Genomic DNA, 21052 nt, shown 5'->3' with positions numbered 1-21052 from the left:
AAGCAAAACGCGAAGGAGTGAGTGAAATGACTCAAACAAAACGATTCATACAGGGGGCACTCCTTGTGAGTGCTATAACATTGTCTGTAACGGCCTGTGGTCAAAAAAACCAATTGGTGAGCGGTAATGGTGCGCAGACATCTACAGCCCCAATCTCGACATCTTCGGTTCAAAGTCCTGCACCAACGGTTGCGGCGACTCCAACACCAGAACCTGTCTTGCAAAAAAAGATTAAAGCTTACTATAGCGATCAAGACGAAATGAAGCTTGTAGAGAAAGAAGTTACGATCTCTTACAAGAAGGACTCAGATGTATATGGGGCAGCCCTGAACGCGCTTAAGAAAAGTGATGATCCTAAAGCCATTCCTTTATTTGATGATTTGAAGTTTACAAGTTCAGTTTTTGATAAAACCAAAGGGGAACTGAAAGTGGATCTCACTTTTGGACCCAAAACGCAATTGGGCGCCCCTGGGGAAGAAATGTTTTTGAATGCACTAAAGAAAACGGTTTTTCAGTTTCCAGAAGTAAAAAGCTTATACATCCTGAAGGATGGGAAACAAGTCGACAGCTTAATGGGGCATCTGGAGCTTCCCTACCCAATCAAACGACCTAATTAAATGGAAGAGCAGAGGAGTTAATAAGAGAGATGAGAAACAAGAAGTTGGCAAGCGCAATCTTAAGTTCATTAATTGTAACAAGTTTAGCAGGAACGCCGGCTCTAGCCGCTGGGACCGTGAATGGAACCTCAACAAATAACGTCAAACTTTCTTTCCCGGATGTAAAATCAGATTATTGGGGAATTCGGCATATTTCGAAATTGGCCTTGGAAGGAATCATCGAAGGTTATGAAGATGGTGCCTACCGCGCAGAAAATTCGGTTTCCCAGCAGGATGTGCTGATTATGGCCGTCCGCATGATGGGCTTGCAGGATGAAGTTAATGACATGACATCAACAACGGTTTTTCCTGATTTCATGCTTGTGGATTCTTATGCGAGAAATTATGTAGCTGTAGCTCTTCAAAAAGGATTAATTACGAACGAAGAAGAGAAAGAAAGAAGCTCGAGCGATAAGTCCAAAGAGAAGTGGGGACAGCGTCAGGCATCAAGAGAATGGGTAGCAGAGATCGTTATTCGGGCAATTGGCCAAGGCGCCTTCGCCCAAAGCTTATCCCAAACGCAAACGACATTTAACGATAATAGCGAAATCAGTTCTACATCGCTTGGATATGTGAATGCTGCGGTAGCATTGAAAGTGGTCGATGGCTTTGAGGACGGGACGTTCCAACCGAAAGGTGCGGTCACACGCGCTCAAATGGCTGCATTCTTAAGCCGCTCCCAGAAAGATCTCACATCTTTACCAGCACATGCGAAAAAAGGATACTTGACCACCCTCACAAGCGGTACGATTGGCCTTATGGACAAAGATGGCAATACGAGTACATATAAACTCTCACCGAATGCTGTCTTCTATGGTAACAAAAACGATACGGCGATCGATCCGAAAGAACTTCAAGAAACTTATGAAGTTTCCATTGTTGAAGTGAATGGTGTTGCTTACTATGTTGAAATCGTGAAAGACGAGCTGCAGCTGGACATCCAAGAGGGGAAATTGCTCAAACTAAACATGAACTCCCTGAAGGCTACATTGGATGATTTTGAAAGTTATGATTTGGCGGCAGATGTGGCAGTAACGGATACGGAAGGTCGCGGCCTTAGCCTTGGAGATATTGTAACCGGTAGTACAATTCAGCTGCGTAAAAGCAAAATTGTCAAAACGGACAAATACACGTCTATCATTGTCAAACAAGTGCCGGTTAATAAAACAGCAAATGGAGCGATTCAAAACCTGAACAAAGACTCCGCACAAATTACGCTGCTGGATACGGAATCAGGTCAACCTGAATCTTACAGTTTCTCTTCTGCTTTACTTATTACTTCTACGGATAACAGCTTGGCAGATTTGAATTCATTACACATTGGCGATATCGTCGAGTATACGATTAAGAACAGCGAAGTTGTGAAAATTGCTGTTAAGAAGCAAGCGGATGTCGGCGTTAGCATTGAAGGGACTTTTAAAGAATTCTCAGAAGATAAAACGACGGTATTGATAAATAAAACAACAGGTAAACCTGTTGATGCTTATGAATTGTCTGAGAATGTTAAGGTTGTTATCAATGGAGTAACGAACGCTAGTATTTACGACCTTGCTGCAGGCGATCAGTTGAAACTGGAAGTTCTCAATAATAAAGTAACTTTGATTACAGTGGCAAACCGCTCCATTGAAAATTTATATTTTGCCAAAATAGTGGGTTATGATCAGAATTTGAAGCTGCTTTCGGTTATCGATAATAAAGGTGAGCCTCATGCGTATATTTTGACGGATAGCGTATCAATTTCATATGCTGGCATGAAACTTCCTTTAGCTAACTTTAGTGGTACATTTACAGTAGGAAAATATGTAGATTTACTGGTTTCACAAAAAAAGGTTACACAAGTTCAGATGTCCACGCAGCTAAACGGCTCTATCACGCAATTAAATCTGCAAACGAACGATATTACGTTAAAAACGGATAGCGGTCAAAGCTTGTCATTCAAGCTGCAGTATGCACCTGTCGTTGAGCTGGCGAATAAACCAAACAGTACACTTTCGGATCTGAAAGTCGGAGATACGATCTCTCTTCAAATTAGTTTCGACCAAAGTATCGTTACTAAAATCACGACTAGTAAAACTGCGATGTACAAAACGGTTATTACAAATGTGAATTCCAAGCAAATTACCGTGGCCGATGAAGCGAATACGCAGTATGTCATCTCACTAGACGGTGTACCGATCGTGAAACCGGATCAAAGCGCAGGCTCGATCAATGATTTTGTTTTGGATGACTATGTGAAGCTTTCGTTCGATGGTGCAAAAGTTGTCAGAGCTGAGATTGCAACTCCGGTAATCGGGAAGGTAACTGCTGTGAATGCGGCTAGCTCCTCGTTGACCGTTCAGGACTTTACTGGAAAAAGCCAAGTTATTAATGCAGGAACCAATTTCGGCGTGAAGCTGAATGGCGGATCGGATTATAATTTCGCATCTATTAAAGTAGGCGATCGTGTACAAGTAATGAAAGACGCGAGTGATAAGCTAATGATTCAAGTGGCTGCTGCGACTAAACGAGAAGTTGATAATTACAGCTCAGTTGTTAATCAAATGTACTTGAAATCAACTACTGCTGGAGATAAAACTTCCTATAGCCTTTTCCCAAGAGCTTATTATCACAAAGGAACAGATATTGTGGGTCCATCTTCTTTTGTGTCTGGCGATCAAGTCATGATTTATGTGCTGGATAATAAAATTGTTGAGATTGAGAAGTAACATTGAACAAAACAAACCTCAAATCCGTCTGTATCGTAGGAGCTTGTCTCCTGCTGCAGGCGGGTTTTTTATCATTTTAAAAATAAATATGGCAATTTTTTAGAAAATGTTCGCATTTTGACGCTAACAAGCATTGATTCTAACGTCACAATTCGCTAAACTGGAGAATATTACGACCCTAAGGAAGTAAAGACATGACGCAGAAGTTAGTAAGGCATATTTTGGATACGATTGGTGAACTATTTCCGGATGCACATTGCGAGCTGCGTCACAGTAATCCATTTGAATTAACGATTGCTGTTTTGCTATCCGCTCAATGCACCGATGAAACCGTAAATAAGGTGACATTGGATTTATTTCAGAAATATAAGAGACCTGAAGATTACTTGGCCGTTCCTTTGGAGGAGCTGGAACAAGACATCAGACGGATTGGATTATTTCGAAATAAAGCGAGCAATATTCAAAAACTGTGCCGGCTGCTGCTGGACAAGTTTGATGGTGAGATCCCAGAGAAGCACGAACATTTAGTCGAGCTGCCTGGTGTAGGCCGAAAAACGGCAAACGTCGTTGTCTCTAACGCATTTGGCGTACCTGCCATTGCGGTTGACACTCATGTAGAACGCGTGTCCAAGCGATTAGGATTGGTGGGCATCGATGATTCGGTGCTTGAGGTTGAAAAGAAGCTGATGAAAAAGGTTCCTCGGGAAGAATGGACACAAACCCATCATCGTCTGATTTTTTTTGGCCGGTATCATTGTAAAGCGCAAAACCCGAAATGCGAGGTTTGTCCACTCTTGGATCATTGTCGCGAGGGTAAGAAACGTATGAAACCAAGCTCAACTAGGAAAACTATTACAAACAAATGATATGCAGACAAAGGATGGGATTTAAATGAAATGCATCGCCGTATACACCAATAGCTTTGAACAATTCTCTGATATTTTCGAACAAGTGATTAATACTCCATTAGCCGATAATGAGGAAAAAGTCATTGAAGGTATTACAGTCAGTGAATCAGGTGAAGTTCCTCAGAATTACATAGACAAGATGAAAACAAAAACTGAAGTTGTTGTGATGAAAGTAAAAGAATCGGATATTACGATTCTACAGCATCGTGATGTTTTTGAAATTTTCTTGCCTGAAAAAGAAAAAGTGGTTATGTCCTAAAAAATTAAATCTCCCTCTGGGAGATTTTTTTCTGTATCATCATAGATATAGGATTGGATAGAAGACCGGTTAATAAGGAGCGGAACGGACGAATGACGCAAGCTATAGATACAAGCATTTCGGTCATGCCGGATGCGATTAAGAAGATGCAGTTGAATCTGCAAACAACTGGGGATCTAGATAACGCAAGTAAGCTGGGGCAGCTACTCATGAAGATTGATTCAGGCAGAATGAATATTGCTTTCTGCGGTCATTTTTCAGCGGGGAAATCAACTTTAATTAACCAACTATGCGGGCATCCGCTGCTTCCATCCTCTCCGATACCAACGAGTGCAAATATCGTAAGTATCCGTAATGGGACGCCTGGCGCTCATGTTACACATCGACATGCAAGCCTTCAAGGAAAAACGAATACGATTCCACTTGATGAGCTTGAAGCTTATTGTGTGAATGGAACAGACATTGAAACGGTGGAAATATCGTTTCCCATTGCTTTTCTAGGCGAACACACAGCGCTGCTGGACACACCAGGGATTGATTCCACGGATGATGCCCACCATAAATCAACGGAATCGGCGCTGCATTTGGCGGATGTCGTGTTTTATGTGATGGATTACAATCACGTGCAATCCGAAGTGAATCTCGCGTTTACGAAGAAAATGAAGGAGTGGGGCAAACCGCTCTACCTCATTGTCAATATGATCGATAAGCACAAAGAATGGGAATTGCCGTTTACGCAGTATCAAGAGGGGACGAAACAAGCCTTTCTGAACTGGGGAATCGTGCCGGATGACCTGCTCTTTGTCACAATGAAAGAGCCGAATCACCCTCATAACGAGTATGGGAAGCTGCAATGGCTCTTGAGCCGCTTAATTGAGCGTGGCGATGAGCTGCGCAGCTTCAGTATTGACGCCTCTGCGCGCTATCTTGCAGACGAGCATGGCAAATGGTTAGCTGAGCAGCATGAGCCCCAGAAGGCTGAGCTTATGGAGCAAATCAGCCAAGAAGGCGATGTACAGGAGGTAGAGGCGCAGTCAGCTGCAAAGCAGCAAGAGCTAACGGTCTTAAAAGGGCTGCCGGAAGCATTGACGGCACAGCTGCGTAAGGAAGTTGGCACGATTATTGAGAATGCCAACATCACTCCAGCCTTGACCCGCGATCAGGCTCACGCGTATTTAGAGAGCCGAAAGCCTGGGTTCAAGGTAGGATTCTTCTCCAGAGCTGCACAGACGGCTCTGGAGACGGAGAAACGGCTCACTGCGTTTCAAGCAGATTTGTCAGAGCAGGTGGAAGCACAGCTGGATTGGCATCTGCGGGATGCTTTGAAGAAGGCTGCGCAAAGCCAAGGGCAGCATGATCCTGAGCTCTTGGGTCAGATTGAAGCTTTGCGCGTCGAAGTTACATCACAGTGGCTCGCGGCACAAGTAAACGCTGGCGCCACATTTGGCGGCGAATATACACTTAACTTTATGAAGCAAGTGGCGTCTGATCTTAAACAGCAGTACCGCAAACAGGCATTTGCGGTTATCGACCTGCTCGCGGCTGCCGTCCGCGAGAACAACACGCAAGCCGCAGCTGCGCTTGCGGCTGAGCTAGAAGCGCTGGGCAGCCGCCTCAGCGCTGTCCGCGAACTGCGCCGCCTCGAAGAAGCCGAGGCGGCAGCGACTGCCCAGCTGCTGCGCATGGCCAGCTGGGCAAGACCATCTGCGCCGGCGCTGCCGGACGCGCAGCAGTACACCCCCATGGAGGAGCAAGCAGCTGCCCCGCTGAGCGGGGGGCTGCATGTCACCTCCATGGATAAGATCTTGCAGGCCGCTGCCACAGCATCGGCGGCCGTAGCGCCTGCAGCCGCTGCCCCAGTGGAGGCAGCGGCATCTGCGGGGGCCGCGTTCACCTCGGGTGAACACGGCAGGCGCATGGAGCGCAAAGCCGCCGACTTGCTGGCGGCTTCCCAGCTCATCGACGGATTGCCGTCGATGCGATCGATCGCGCGCGCCATGCGCGAGAAATCGGAACGTCTGCGGCAGCGGACGTTCACGATTGCGCTGTTCGGCGCATTTAGCGCCGGCAAGTCCTCTTTCGCCAATGCGTTGATTGGTGAAAGAGTGCTGCCGGTCTCGCCGAACCCGACGACGGCGGCCATTAATAAAATCATGCCGCCGCAAGAAGGTTGGCCGCATGGCACAGCCAAGGTGAAAATGAAGAAAGCAGATGCGATTCTGCAGGACGTTCTGTATTCACTAGAAATTTTGGGCGTGCAAGCCAGTGATATGGCGTCCTCATTGAAACGCATAGGCGCTCTTTCGCCAGCAGATGTAACTGCGAAAGGAAAGCCGCACTATTCATTTCTTAAGGCAGTCGAGAAGGGCTGGGAGCTGGCGCAGAATCATTTGGGCACGGAGCTGAAAATCAGCAAAGAGGAGTTTCCAAGTTACGTTGCGGACGAGTCGAAGTCTTGTTTTGTTGAATTTATAGAATTATATTATTCAAATCCCTTGACGGAACAAGGCATTATTTTCGTTGATACACCTGGTGCAGATTCCATTAATGCCCGCCATACAGGCGTTGCTTTTAATTATATAAAAAATGCCGACGCCATTCTTTTCGTGACTTATTATAATCATGCGTTCTCGCAGGCGGACCGTGAGTTCCTTTTACAGCTTGGACGTGTCAAAGATAGTTTTGAAATGGATAAAATGTTTTTCATCGTGAATGCTGCCGATCTTGCAGCAAGCCCCGAAGAACTGCAGGGTGTGATGACCCATGTGGAAACGAATCTCTTGCAGCACGGGATCCGCAATCCGCGTATTTACCCGATATCCAGTTATTTAGCAGCAGAAGGGAAAATTACCGGTAACGAGGCACTAGTGGCGCAGTCGGGTATCCGTCCATTTGAAGGTGAATTTGTGCAGTTTACATTCAATGAGCTTAGCGATGTCGCGATACATGCAGCGAATTTGGAGCTGCACCGCGCGATTTCCACGATGCAGCAGTGGCTGGAGAGCGCTCAAACAGGGGAAGAACAGCGGAAGCAACAGCTTGTGAAGCTGGAGCAGTCTGAGCGAGAGTGTGCAGAGCTGCTTCACAATACAGTTTTCGAAGCCGAGCTCAAAGAGTTGAAGAAAGAGATTCAGGAGCTTCTGTATTATGTGAAGCAGCGTACGATGTACCGGTTTGGCGAATTATACAATTACGCCTTTAATCCCTCCACGTTCCGTGAGGAAGCGAGAGATCCGAAGCAAGCGCTCCAGTCGGCCTGGGGCGAGCTGCTGCGCATGATCGGTTATGATCTTTCTCAAGAAGTGCTTGCTACGACGCTGCGCGTTGAGAATCGCATGAATCTGATATCCGGAAATCGTGTTAAACGATGGGAAGAGCAGCTTCGCCAAGTCATGGATGGTTTCGAGAGCGGTACTTACGAATCCAACACGTTTACGACGCCTGAAATCAGCTCGAAAATGGAAGCCCCTGAGATTTCACTTAAATTGCTGCAAAGTCATTTCAAGAATCCGAAGCAATTTTTTGAAGGTGATGGTAAAAGCAAGCTGAGAGCTGATTTGGAAAATCGGATGACAGCACCGGTGGCTCAGTTTATTGAGCTTCAAACTTCTGAGCTCGAAGAGGCCTATGCGAATCAGCTGGAAAATTGGCTGATGAAACAGAAAAATCAGCTGCTTGGGCAGCTGAATGAGCACGCTGAAGGGATGCGCGATGCCCTTGAAATGAAGATTGATTTGAACGAACTAATATCCAAACAGCATCAATTAAAGTCGTTTGTTTAACAATTAAACATTAGGGTTGGCCATGTTCAATTGAACGTGACCAACCCTTTTTCACGCATGTGTATGTAAAGGCTTACATCGTTGGTTATCGGGATGATTTTAAAGAATAGGGGGGATTCCTGCACGTTTTTGTGAAGTTATGGGGTTTTAAGCGAATATATCACGCATTCTTCTGATTGCCCGCATATAGGGATGGTGTTAAGATTCATTAAGTATTAAAACGCTTACCTAGCTTTTCCAAATTCACCTTCTTGAGGAGGGGTCACCAAAGTGGATGTATTCAGGCAACTGAAGCCCTATTTTTGGCCAGAGAAAAAACTGTTTTTTTTAGCAATTCTATGTTTAGCTTCAGCAACTGCATTAGGTCTCGTTTATCCGAATTTACTCCGGTATCTGATCGATGACGTGATCGCAAAAAAGCAATTTGAACTCGTTCCGAAATTAGCGATTGTTGTTGTGATTGTCGTATCGATTAAGGGGATGCTTCAATTCCTGCATGGCTTGTGCGGGGGCCGATTGGGCAACCGAGTTGCGTATCATTTGCGGAATGCGCTCTACAACAAGCTGCAGTATTTGTCCTTTCAGTACTACGATCAAGCAAGAACAGGGGACTTGATGTCCAGATTGACAGCTGATTTGGAAGCAATCAGGCAATTTATCGGCTTTGGTTTCGCTCAACTGCTAAACGTGCTACTTATGCTGATTTTCGGCATGAGCATGATGTTCTCGATCAATTGGAAGTTAGCCTTATTAACGATGATTTCGATGCCATTTCTGGCGTTTACGGCAATTCGTTTTGAAGGTAAGATTCATCCTGCTTTCCGGATGGTGCGCCAATCGCTTAGCTCGATGACAACCGCGGTACAAGAAAACATTACAGGGGTTCGGACAGTCAAATCGTTCGCGCGTGAGGCTCATGAGGTGGATAAGTTTTCAGCTCGTAATGAGGACTATAAGGCGATGAACATTGAAAGTTCCGGGATCTGGGCGAAGTATTTCCCAATCATGGAAATTCTGGCGAATCTGAGCGTCGTTATGCTGCTTGGTGTCGGGGGTTACATGGTTATCCAGAATACGATTTCTCTTGGTGAGCTAGTGGCTTGCTTCAGCTTAATCTGGTACATCATCGGCCCGATGTGGGGACTTGGCTTCCATATCAACAACTTTACGAATACGAAAGCTTCTGGTGAGAAAATTCTTGATATTTTGCATCAATATTTACATGTGAAAGATCAAGCTGATGCAACCATCTTAAAAAGCAGTGAAGTGCAAGGAAATGTACGTTTCGACAATGTTACGTTTGCTTATCCAGAAAAGCAGCCAGCTTTATATGACTTCAGCTTGGATGCTAAGCCAGGCTCCGTAATCGGACTGCTCGGCAGCACGGGTTCAGGTAAAACAACAGTGATTTCACTGCTGATGAGAGCGTATAACGTGAAAGACGGCCGAGTGATGCTTGATGGCAAAGATATTCGCTCCTTAGAGCTTGAAAGCTACCGTAATCAGATTGCGACTGTTTTCCAAGAAACGTTCTTATTCTCCTCCACTATTCTTAACAATATCGCATATGGACGCAAAGATGTCACGATGGATGAAATTATTCGGGCAGCGAAACTGGCTAAAGCGCATGATTTCATTTCTGAGCTGCCAGAGGGCTATGACACGGTTGTCGGTGAGCGAGGATTAGGTTTATCAGGTGGTCAGAAGCAGCGTATTGCCATTGCTAGAGCACTGATCAAAGATCCCAAAATTCTGGTGCTTGATGATGCAACTAGCGCTGTTGATATGGAAACAGAACACGAGATTCAAGCAGGTTTTAGTGAGGTCATGCAGGGAAGAACGACATTCATTATAGCCCATCGGATTTCATCCTTGAAGCATGCTGATGAAATTATCGTACTCGATAAAGGAAGAATCGTTCAAAGAGGCAAACATCATGAGCTTCTGCAGCAGGGCGGCCTTTACCGTCAAACTTACGATATTCAATATGCTGATCAGCCTAAGAAAGCGGTTCAAGATGATCAAGTAGCTGCAGCCAAAGATACAGAATTAGATGCGAAAACGCGAAACCATTCCTCTTTGCAAGAAAGAAGGTTAGCACATTGAGTACGAAATCGAATCAAGCCGAGGCGTCAGCCAAGATCGAAGATTCTCAAGTCGGACAGCGATTTGTCTACCAAGACGATGAGTTGATCGATAAGCCCTTCGACTGGGGGCAATTGAAACGTTTATTTAGTTATATGAAGCCGTATAAGAAACAAATGCTCCCGATTATCATCATTATGATGTTAGTTGGAGCCATTACCAAGCTGACGGTACCGTTACTGATCAGAGAAGCGATTGATAAAGCTATTATACCTAAAAGTACAAACTTACTGTTAATCATTGTTGGTATCATGCTAGGTGTATATATCATTCAATGGCTGGCAAATACGTTCCGAATTAAGTATACGAATATGATTGGACAACGTGTTATCTATGATTTACGGCACGATTTGTTCAGCCACATTCAAAAGCTATCATTCCGATTCTTCGATACGCGTCCAGCAGGATCTGTTCTTGTTCGTGTAACGAACTATGTGAACTCACTGCAAGATTTGTTTACGAACGGGGTCGTCAACCTGTTGATTGATGTCGTGCAGCTGGTTGGGATTATTATTATTTTGCTGACCTTTAATTTTAAATTAGGTGCAGCCATTATTGTGACGGTTCCTATCATGTTCATGATCTCTACCAAGCTGCGCAAAAAAATTCGCCATGCTTGGCAGGATGTAACAATGAAGCAATCGCGGCTTAATGCCCATTTGAATGAGTGTATTCAAGGGATTAAGGTCACCCAAGCTTATTCGCAGGAAAAAGAAAATATTCAGTTTTTCACCAAAATGAATATGATCAACCGTATGTCATGGAATCGCGCTTCCATGCTCAATCAGTCGTTCGGTCCCCTCATCGAGATAACTGGAGCTATCGGTTACTGCATTCTATTCTGGCTGGGTGCTTATTTAATCCAAACGGAGGAAATTTCAGTCGGGTTGCTAGTTGCCTTCGCTACTTACATAGGCTATTTCTGGGAGCCAATTACGCGCCTAGGTCAAATGTATTCCCAATTGCTCATTGCGATGGCTTCTGCTGAGCGGATCTTTGAGTTTATCGATGAGAAGCCATCTGTCGCTGAACTTGAAGGTGCGAAAGACCTGGCTAACATCCAAGGAAATGTGAAGTTTGAAAATCTCGTATTCGAGTACGAGGCTGGTCGTCCGGCTCTTAAAGGTTTTAATCTGGATGTGCATGCAGGACAATCTATTGCCTTAGTAGGGCATACGGGATCTGGTAAAAGTACGATTATGAATTTGCTTTGCCGATTCTATGATCCCACAGAAGGTCGTATTATGATTGATGGCGTAAACATTCGGGATGTTACGATTCAAAGCTTGCGTTCGCAAATAGGCGTCGTACTACAGGATACGTTTATATTCTCGGGGACGATTCGAGATAATATCCGTTTCGGTCGGTTAGATGCAACAAATGAAGAGGTTGAAGAGGTTGCTAAAGCCGTTCATGCTCATGATTTTATCGTCAGCTTACCCAATGGTTATGACACAGAAGTACAGGAACGCGGTAATGTGTTATCAATGGGGCAACGTCAGCTGATTTCCTTTGCGAGGGCACTGCTAGCGAATCCGCGAGTGCTCATCCTGGATGAAGCGACAGCTAGTATTGATACGGATACGGAGCTGAAAATTCAAGAAGCTCTCAAAACGCTCCTTGCAGGCAGGACGTCCTTCATTGTGGCACACAGGCTGTCGACGATTCGGAAAGCGGACAAAATCGTTGTCCTGGATCATGGCCGCATGATGGAAATCGGCAATCATGATGAATTGATGAAGGAGCAAAAAATTTATTACGGCTTGATTCAAGCGCAGTATAAGTTTTTGCAGGATGCTGTTTAGTTTTTGTTCTAACAACGATAACCTGGCGGTGATGTTCATACCGCTAGGTTTATTTTATTAGGTTAAAAGCGGGGAGGTGCATGCCCAAACCTTCGTACTACGATTAGGATCAGCATGGTGGGTGAAAGTTTTCAGCAGTAACCACTACACCGCCATGACAACGTAAGCTTTCGGCACGACTGCACCTCAACAACTGAACCCCGTGATACGTCACATTCGACAAACTGAGCCCCGTGATACGTTACATTCCACAAACTGAGCCCCGTGATACGTTACATTCCACAAACTGAGCTCCTTCTGGTACTCTACATCATCTGCTAACGGACTCACAAGCCGCTATTCGTCCAAATTAGCCCATTTTGAGAATCTAACGGACCTAGGAGCTGTTATTTCTGGAATTTACAGCGGTTTTAACTAGTTTCATGACGATTAGGGTTCCCTGTGTCCGTTAGAGCTCAAATTAACTCTAAAAGTAACCAATAGCGGCACCTCAGTCCGTTAGAGCATTGTATCCACAACAACATGGACTGGCGCCATTCGTAAGTTGAAAACCACGAACTCCACCAACAGTAACCCCGCGACCCAACCAACAGTAATACCGCAACACCACTAACAGTAACCCCGCGATGCAACCAAAAGTAACAATGCGACATCAAGACACAAGCCACCAACAGAACCCCCGCGATAAGAAACACACTATCAAAATTAACCTGCAGCAGGCCACACTCCACGAACTGAACCCGTCCCGCACTCTACATCTTCTGCTAAAGGACTCACGAGCCGTTATTCGTCAAAACTAGCTCATTTTGAGAATCTAACGGACCGAGGAGCTGTTATTTAAGGGATTAACAGAGGTTTTAACTAGTTTCATGACGATTAAGGTCCCCTGTGTCCGTTAAATTCCAAATTAGCCCTAAAAGTAACCAAAAGCGGCACCTCAGTCCGGTTAGAGCATTGTATCCGCAACGACATGGACTGGCGCTACTCTTAAGTTGAAAGCACGAACCCCACCAACAGTAGTACCGCAACGCACAACAGTAACCTCGCAACACCAACAACAGTCACAAAAGGGCGACCACCCCCACACCAGACAAACATAATTGAGGCTGTTTGAATGATGGCCAAGTATGTTATACTAAAAAAACGAACATATGATCGATTTTTACGAAGCGCAAATTTGCAACGTTTGCAAATTTATTCTAGAAGCTATACTCTTAGTATGAATTATGCCATTTATTCGCAGGAGGGGACATTCTTGAGATCATCTCGCTTCATATGGGGGACAATTGGCTTAACCGCATCGATTACGACGATTGTTTTCGCTGTAGGATTTGCATACGCGGCGAATCAGATATGGTTTCCGAAAGCTTCTGGAACGCTTCAATTGGCGACAGAGGCTCCGAAGAAGGAATCGATGATTGAAAGCAAAGCCAAGCTGCAAATTGTTGCGCTCGGCGATTCATTAACGGCAGGAACGGGCGATAATACAGGCAAAGGTTATGTGGGCCGCGTCCGTGAAAAGCTGGAAAAAGAGACAGGCAAACCAGTATTTGTGCTTAATAATTTAGCTATTCCAGGCTACAAGAGCGACCAGCTTTTAGCTGATCTGGCGCTAAAGAAGACACAGGATGCGCTTGCGCAGGCAGATATTGTGTTGCTCACCATCGGCGGCAATGATATTTTTGCAGGTGGAGATGGACTTTTTACAGGCGATAACCAGACCGAGTTTAACCCTGAAGCAGCGGTAAGCCGTGTGGCTCCGGCGCTTGATAAAATGCAGAAAATTCTCGAAACTATTAATAAGGCCAACCCTAAGGCTACCGTGATGTACGTAGGCTTGTATCATCCATTCCTAGATTTGGATCCCAAACAAGAAGGATCGCTCATTGTACAGCGCTGGAATAATGGTGTTTTCGAGATGATCAATCGTTATCCGCAAATGGTCATTGTCCCGACTTATGATTTGTTTGAACAAAATTTGATTAAATATTTGTCTTCGGCTGATCATTTTCATCCTAACGGGGATGGTTATGAGCGGATTGCAGATCGAATTTTACAAATTCTGAAGTAATGGGGGCAGCAAAGTGACAGAAGCAGTAATCGTTCCTGAGACCGTATTGTCCGTGAAAAATTTGAAAAAGAAAATTAAAAATAAAGAGATTATCAAAGGAATTTCCTTCGATGTTTATGCCGGAGAAATCTTCGGTTTCCTAGGTCCCAATGGATCAGGGAAAACAACAACAATTCGGATGCTCGTTGATTTAATTCGACCGACGGAAGGGACCATTCACATTTGTGGATTCGACGTCCGCAAAGAGCATAATCAAGCCATGCGTCACGTTGGCTGTATTGTTGAGAACCCTGAGCTGTATTCGTACTTGACAGGATGGGAAAATCTCGAGCACTTTGCAAGAATGCTGCCAGATGTTGACGAACAGAGAATTCAAGAGGTCGTTGAAATTGTTTCCATGGATGGGCGAATTCATGATAAAGTACGCACATACTCCCTTGGAATGAGGCAACGGCTTGGTATTGCGCAAGCGCTTCTTGGTCGACCTAGTTTATTAATATTGGACGAGCCCACCAATGGACTTGATCCGCAAGGTATCAAGGAAATGAGGGAATTTATTCAGCGTTTGGCGGCTGATGGATTGAGCTTGTTTGTATCAAGTCACCTTCTGAGCGAGATTCAGCAAATGTGTGACCGTGTAGCGATTATTAGCCATGGACAAGTCATTCAAGTAGGAGCGGTAGATGAGTTGATTGCGCAAGGCGGTAAAGTGGTTTGGTCCGTGTCTCCGGCCGATAAGGCTGAGGGGCTTCTCGATGCGTCGCCACTTGTGAATGCGATTGAGGAAGTTGGACCCGTAGATGCTATACATACCCATTCTTCGGTGAGACAAATTGTTACCCAAATGGATAAAGAGCATGTCCCGCAAATAAGTAGGCAATTGATGGAAGCAGGAATTAGCCTCTACGCTGTAGAAATCAAGAACCCAACGCTGGAAGATTTGTTCTTGAGCCTAACCGAGGGTGAAACCATACAATAGGGGACGGTGAAAGAAATGCGTATTCTGTATGAACTCGTCAAAAATGAATGCATCAAAATGATCAAGAAAAAACGATTTTATGTGATTATCCTGATTCTGCTTGCCCTTATTCCTATGTTTACTTATGCACAAATGCGTGTGGCTCAAAATACACAAAAGCAATTTGGAACGACAGACTGGAAGGCGGATCAGCGACAGAAAATTATTGATTGGGAGAAGCGTTTAAGCTCTGCTCGTACACCGGATGAATGGAAACAGCAGCTTAAAGTGCAGATACAGATTGCTAATTATTATCTGGAGAAGGATGTTGATCCAAGCTCACCGAATGCCGTTACTTTCACGCGCGAGTTTGTCAAAAATGCCGTCTCTTTATTCATTCCGCTGATCATCATGGTCATTTCGGCAGATATCGTATCATCCGAGCATTCTACGGGGACTATTAAATTATTGTTGACAAGACCGGTCCGGCGATGGAAAATCCTATTGAGTAAATTAATAACTGTTATTTTCTTTACTTCGCTTACGGTTCTGTCGACTGGCGCGCTGTGTTACTTGATTTCTGGCCTTGTTTTCGGCTATAACGGATGGACAATGCCAATTTTTACTGGCATTCAGATCAATGGCACAGATGTCGATTTCAGTCTGGTAAGAGCAGTTGATCAGTGGTTCTTCCTCTTGATGGAGTTTGGATTAGTATGGTTTGCGGCAATTGTCGTCGCACTCATGTCGCTAATGATCTCAGTTCTCATTCGATCAACAGCTGCTGGTATGGGGGTCATGCTTGCAGTCTTAATTTCGGGGACGATTCTTTCGAACATGGTGTCATCTTGGGAAACAGCGAAATATTTGTTTATGGTCAACTTGGACTTAACCAAGTATCTTACGGGAGGTTTGCCACCGATAAAAGGTATGGATTTAGCCTTCTCGCTAAGTGTTCTAAGCGTCTGGGCCGCAATTTCGCTGATTGTTTCCTTTACTGTTTTCTCTCGCAAGGATATATTGAATTAACAAGATACAAAGGAGTCGCGGAACTCCTATCAAAGAACCCTATATTAGAAAAAGGAGGGCTTCAATGACTGAGCAACTAGAATTTGCTAATGGAAAAGCCCCAACATCGGATTATGATGTCGATGATATTCAAGTACTGGAAGGGCTTGTCGCTGTTCGTAAAAGACCAGGGATGTATATCGGCAGCACGAGTTCTTCTGGTTTGCACCATTTGATTTGGGAAATTGTCGATAATGCGGTAGATGAGCATCTTGCCAAACACTGCTCCAAAATCAGTGTGACCATACATAAAGATCAGTCCATCACAGTGCAAGATAACGGTCGAGGTATTCCGACAGGTACGCATAAAACAGGAGTTCCTACACCGCAAGTTGTTTTTACGATTCTTCATGCCGGAGGCAAGTTCGGAGGTTCTGGGTACAAGAAATCCGGAGGATTGCACGGCGTTGGTGCTTCGGTTACGAATGCTCTCTCTGAGTGGCTGGAAGTTGAGATTTACCGTGACAGCAAGATTCACAAAATGCGCTTTGAATACCGGGTTGATGATGCAGGTATCGAGCATGTTGGTGAACCTGTTACCAAGCTTGAAGTCATAGGCAATACGAACCGCACAGGGACCAAAGTTACGTTCAAGCCGGACAAACGCGTATTCCAAGGCGGGACTACCATTTCGTACGATACTTTATCTGAGCGATTGCAGGAGATTGCCTTCCTGAATTCAGGTTTACTCGTTAATTTGAAAGATGATCGCACGGACAAACAAGATTCGTTCCAGTATGAAGGCGGCGCAAGCCAATTCGTTGAATTCCTGAATGAAGAGAAGACGGTGCTTCATCCCGTGATTCATTTTGCTTCTGAGAAGGACGAAATTGAAGTGGAAGTGGCTCTTCAGTACAATGATGGCTACACAGAAACGATTGCTTCATTCGTGAACGCGATCCCAACCCGCGGCGGAGGTACGCACGAAACGGGTTTCAAGACGGCATATACGAGGGTCATGAATGAATATGCACGTAAAGCGGGCATTCTCAAAGAGAAGGATAAAAATCTTGACGGTACCGACCTAAGAGAAGGTATGATGGTCGTGATCAATATTAAGATGGGCGATGTCGAATTCGTCGGTCAAACGAAGGATCAGCTTGGAAGCGCTATTGCAAGAAGTGCGGTTGATGCGGTTGTTTCCGACAAAATGACGGTGTTTCTGGAAGAAAATCCGCAAATCGCGCAGATGATGCTGAAGAAGGCAGTTCAAGCCTCCAAAGCACGTGAAGCTGCTCGCAAAGCTAGGGAAGAAATTCGCAGCGGGAAAAAAGGGAAGAGCGAGAGCTCGAATCTAGGCGGTAAGCTAACCCCTGCGCAATCCAAGGATTTGCAGCGTAACGAATTGTTCGTCGTTGAGGGAGATTCTGCCGGAGGTTCTGCGAAGCAAGGCCGTGACTCCAAGCATCAAGCTATTTTGCCGCTGAAAGGGAAGCCAATGAATCCCGAAAAGGCAAAACTTCTCGACATTATGAAAAACGACGAGTATAAAGCGATCATCGCAGCGATCGGAGCAGGAGTCGGCTCTGAGTTCGAAGTTGAAGAAATGAACTATGGTAAAATTATCATTATGACGGATGCTGATACGGACGGTGCGCATATCCAAGTGCTGCTCCTGACGTTCTTCTACCGCTACATGAAGCCTATGATTGATGCAGGTAAGGTGTACATTGCACAGCCGCCGCTTTATAAAGTGACTAGAAAAGGCAAAAATGGCGGATATAAATATGCATGGACCGACGAACAACTGCAACAAGTTGTGAAAGAGCTTGGCAAGAATACCGAATTACAGCGGTACAAAGGACTAGGTGAGATGAATCCGGAGCAGTTATGGGAAACAACCATGAACCCCGAGAGCCGGCAGCTGCTGCAGGTTCAAATTGAAGACGCAGCGAAGGCGGAACGCCGAGTAACAACCTTAATGGGTGATAAAGTTGATCCGCGTAAACGTTGGATTATCGAGAACGTCGATTTTACCGAATATGTAGAGTAGACCAAAAAGAGTGGTGACTGAAAGTTGGGTATTTTAGAAGAATTTTTACCAGCCTATCTAGAGGAGATCGTTGGCGATCGATTCGGGCGTTATTCCAAATACATTATCCAGGATCGTGCGATCCCGGATGTTAGAGACGGCTTGAAGCCTGTACAACGACGTGTTCTGTACGCGATGTACGATTCAGGGAACACCCCTGATAAACCTTACCGCAAGTCCGCAAAAACCGTCGGTGATGTGATGGGGAACTATCATCCACATGGAGATGCCTCTATTTATGATGGCATGGTTCGTATGGCACAGCCATGGAAAATGGGTCATACACTTGTGGATGGCCATGGCAACTGGGGATCTCTTGATGATGATCCGCCGGCAGCAATGCGGTATACCGAAGCTAGGCTCTCTGAAATTGCGATGGAGCTGCTTCGTGACATTGAGAAACGTACAGTTATGTTCAAAGATAATTTCGATAACTCAACGAAGGAGCCTGTTGTGCTCCCGGCGCGTTATCCGAATCTGCTTGTAAACGGTGTAAGCGGCATCTCGGCAGGTTTTGCGACTGAAATTCCGCCGCACAACTTGCGTGAAATTATTGATGCTTGCACAGCGATGATCGACAAGCCTGAGATTACAGTTGACGAGCTAATGATGATCGTCAAAGGTCCGGACTTCCCTACCTCTGGTATCATTATGGGGGAAGACGGTATTCGTGAAGCTTATCGCACTGGCAAAGGTCGTATCTACATACGGTCCAAAACAGCGATCGAAGACATGCGCGGTGGAAGACAGCAAATTGTGATCACTGAAATTCCGTATCAGGTCGTGAAATCTCGCCTCGTTACTGCCATGGAGAACATCCGCCTTGAGAAGAAAGTTGAAGGCATCGCGGAAGTTCGAGACGAAAGTGGACGTAATGGTTTACGGATCGTCATTGAGCTGAAGAAGGAAGCGGATGCGCAAGGGATTTTGGCTTACTTGCTGAAGAAGACGGATTTGCAAGTAACCTACAATTTCAATATGGTTGCTATTGTTAACAAAGCGCCGCGCCAATTGGGTATTCGTGAAATTCTGGAAGCTTACATTGGGCATCAAAAGGAAGTTGTCACTTTCCGTTCCCAATATGAGCTTGAGAAAGCGGAAGACCGCGCTCATGTGCTGGAGGGGCTTGTCAAGGCGCTTAACATTTTGGACGAAGTGATCGCAACGATCAAAGCGTCCAAAAATCGCCAGGATGCTCAAAACAACCTGGTCGAGAAATTTGGCTTTTCTGAGCGTCAAGCGGACGCCATTCTAGTCTTGCAATTATACCGGTTAACGAACTTAGAAATCACAACCCTTGATAAAGAGTTGAAAGATGTTGAAAAAACAATTGCTTATTTGCGCGGCATTTTGGGCAGCTTAAAAAAGCTGTTAGGTGTCATTAAAGATGAAATGGGCGAAATCCGGAAGAAGTACGGGATCGAGCGCCGCTCGGCCATTCAGGGCGAGGTTGAGGAGCTGAAAGTTAATCTCGAAGTGCTCGTCAATCCGGAAGATGTCTTCGTAACGCTTTCTAACGAAGGTTACTTGAAACGTACTAGCAAGCTTTCGTTTACGCGATCAGGCGGAGAACTGGAAAATACAGGTCTCAAAGAAGGCGACTACTTGCGCTTCTTGCTCGACGTAAATACGATTGAGAGCTTGTTGATCTTCACGAAGAAAGGCCAGTATTACTTACTGCCTGTCCATCAAGTGCCAGAGTACAAGTGGAAAGAAAATGGTACCGCGATCGTCAATGTCATCCCAATCGCCAAGGAAGATCGCATCGTCAATGTGATTCCGATCAAAGGGTTTGATGATCCAACGAAATCACTTGTGTTCGTCACCCGCAAAGGCCAAGTGAAGCGTACGGAGCTCAAAGAGTACATGACGAATCGTTCCAATGGACTTGTCGCCTGTAAGATTGCTGAGCAAGATGAAGTGCTTCATGTGCATCTCAGCGACAATACGAAGGAAATCTTGCTTGTAACGAAACTCGGCATGAGTATTCGCTTCCGTGAGGAAGAAGTAAACCCGATGGGCCGTGCGGCCGCCGGTGTGCGCGGCATCCAGCTCAAAGAAGACGATGATGTCGTCTCGGCTGAGTGGATTTACGGGGATGAAGGGGAAGTACTCGTCATTTCGGACCTCGGGTATGCGAAGCGATCCCTTGTGGTCGATTATCCGATTCAAGGGCGTGGAGGAAAAGGTATTTTAACCTTTGAGTTTAAGGAAGGCAAGCGTGTGAGACCGAATGGAACAGGTTTAATCCGAACATTCATTGTGAAAATGGATTATCAGATTACAGCTGTGATGAGTAATGGAGAGAAGCTTCGCTTCTCAACGGAGACAGCGCCTCTGGAAGATCGTAAAGCGCAAGGCAAGCAGCTTATACCTGTTACCAAAACAGAATCCATTATAGATATATTGCGGTTCCCTCAGTCATAACTGATTGAAGGTGGATCCAGCTTCTCCATCAGATTAAAAGCTAACTCTAATAAGACCCACAGGGGCATCGGTTCGTCTAATCGATCCAGCCACTGTGGGTCTTTTAGCATGCCGGCCTCGAGTGCCTTTTTGCCAAGCTCCATTTTCCAATCATCCACTTTGAACCACTCCTTAACCTGATCTGCAAAACTAACTGCTTCACAGTATATGTCAGATGTGGGCGGAATGTTAAAAAG

Annotated in this window: 13 protein-coding genes; 12 read left to right on the top strand and 1 reads right to left on the bottom strand. The window is 45.3% G+C overall.

Annotated features, from left to right (window positions below; all coding sequences use genetic code 11):
• Positions 1-65 precede the first annotated feature (65 nt).
• From AC58VC_RS02215 to gyrA, 12 genes are all read left to right on the top strand, one after another.
• Complete coding sequence (locus tag AC58VC_RS02215; protein WP_497367236.1) at positions 66-617, top strand: GerMN domain-containing protein; 552 nt, start codon at positions 66-68, stop codon at positions 615-617.
• Positions 618-646: 29 nt separating this feature from the next.
• Positions 647-3361, top strand: coding sequence for an S-layer homology domain-containing protein (locus AC58VC_RS02210; protein ID WP_497367235.1), 2715 nt, complete (start codon positions 647-649; stop codon positions 3359-3361).
• A gap of 194 nt (positions 3362-3555) precedes the next feature.
• Positions 3556-4227, top strand: a complete 672-nt coding sequence (gene nth / locus AC58VC_RS02205; RefSeq protein WP_145655226.1) for an endonuclease III — start codon at positions 3556-3558, stop codon at positions 4225-4227.
• Between the two features lie 25 nt (positions 4228-4252).
• Positions 4253-4528: an NAD/NADP transhydrogenase alpha subunit gene (locus AC58VC_RS02200; protein ID WP_127451514.1), complete on the top strand. Its 276-nt coding sequence runs from the start codon at positions 4253-4255 to the stop codon at positions 4526-4528.
• 92 nt (positions 4529-4620) lie between these two features.
• Entirely contained in the window at positions 4621-8310 is a 3690-nt protein-coding gene (locus AC58VC_RS02195; protein WP_497367234.1) for a dynamin family protein, read from the top strand.
• Positions 8311-8580: 270 nt separating this feature from the next.
• Entirely contained in the window at positions 8581-10416 is a 1836-nt protein-coding gene (locus tag AC58VC_RS02190; RefSeq protein ID WP_497367233.1) for an ABC transporter ATP-binding protein, read from the top strand.
• On the top strand, positions 10413-12260 hold the full coding sequence (locus AC58VC_RS02185) for an ABC transporter ATP-binding protein (RefSeq protein ID WP_497367232.1): 1848 nt from the start codon (positions 10413-10415) through the stop codon (positions 12258-12260). The genes AC58VC_RS02190 and AC58VC_RS02185 overlap by 4 nt, the downstream gene beginning before the upstream one ends.
• Positions 12261-13515: 1255 nt before the next feature.
• Positions 13516-14331, top strand: coding sequence for a GDSL-type esterase/lipase family protein (locus tag AC58VC_RS02180; RefSeq protein ID WP_497367231.1), 816 nt, complete (start codon positions 13516-13518; stop codon positions 14329-14331).
• Between the two features lie 13 nt (positions 14332-14344).
• The gene (locus AC58VC_RS02175) at positions 14345-15310 is read left to right on the top strand and encodes an ABC transporter ATP-binding protein (protein WP_497367230.1); all 966 of its coding nucleotides are present in this window, start codon (positions 14345-14347) and stop codon (positions 15308-15310) included.
• A 15-nt stretch (positions 15311-15325) separates the two neighbouring features.
• Positions 15326-16318 carry a DUF2705 family protein gene (locus AC58VC_RS02170; protein ID WP_497367885.1) on the top strand — a complete coding sequence of 331 codons (993 nt, stop codon included), beginning with the start codon at positions 15326-15328 and terminating at the stop codon, positions 16316-16318.
• Positions 16319-16382: 64 nt separating this feature from the next.
• Positions 16383-18350 carry a DNA topoisomerase IV subunit B gene (gene parE, locus AC58VC_RS02165; protein ID WP_497367229.1) on the top strand — a complete coding sequence of 656 codons (1968 nt, stop codon included), beginning with the start codon at positions 16383-16385 and terminating at the stop codon, positions 18348-18350.
• 24 nt (positions 18351-18374) lie between these two features.
• Complete coding sequence (gene gyrA, locus AC58VC_RS02160) at positions 18375-20816, top strand: DNA gyrase subunit A (protein WP_497367228.1); 2442 nt, start codon at positions 18375-18377, stop codon at positions 20814-20816.
• On the opposite strand, the gene AC58VC_RS02155 is transcribed toward gyrA, so the two are convergent.
• On the bottom strand, positions 20807-20974 hold the full coding sequence (locus AC58VC_RS02155; RefSeq protein WP_186456217.1) for a hypothetical protein: 168 nt from the start codon (positions 20972-20974) through the stop codon (positions 20807-20809). The genes gyrA and AC58VC_RS02155 overlap by 10 nt on opposite strands.
• Positions 20975-21052: the final 78 nt, after the last annotated feature.

It is taken from the genome of Paenibacillus sp. J22R67 (genome assembly GCF_059692175.1).
Note: the sequence above shows the minus strand (reverse complement) of the source record. Positions and strands in the feature narration are given on the sequence as shown.

Coding starts and splice junctions, on each gene's coding strand:
- nth (WP_145655226.1), top strand. CDS start 3,556: ATGACGCAGAAGTTAGTAAGGCATATTTTGGATACGATTGGTGAACTA.
- parE (WP_497367229.1), top strand. CDS start 16,383: ATGACTGAGCAACTAGAATTTGCTAATGGAAAAGCCCCAACATCGGAT.
- AC58VC_RS02200 (WP_127451514.1), top strand. CDS start 4,253: ATGAAATGCATCGCCGTATACACCAATAGCTTTGAACAATTCTCTGAT.
- AC58VC_RS02210 (WP_497367235.1), top strand. CDS start 647: ATGAGAAACAAGAAGTTGGCAAGCGCAATCTTAAGTTCATTAATTGTA.
- AC58VC_RS02195 (WP_497367234.1), top strand. CDS start 4,621: ATGACGCAAGCTATAGATACAAGCATTTCGGTCATGCCGGATGCGATT.
- AC58VC_RS02170 (WP_497367885.1), top strand. CDS start 15,326: ATGCGTATTCTGTATGAACTCGTCAAAAATGAATGCATCAAAATGATC.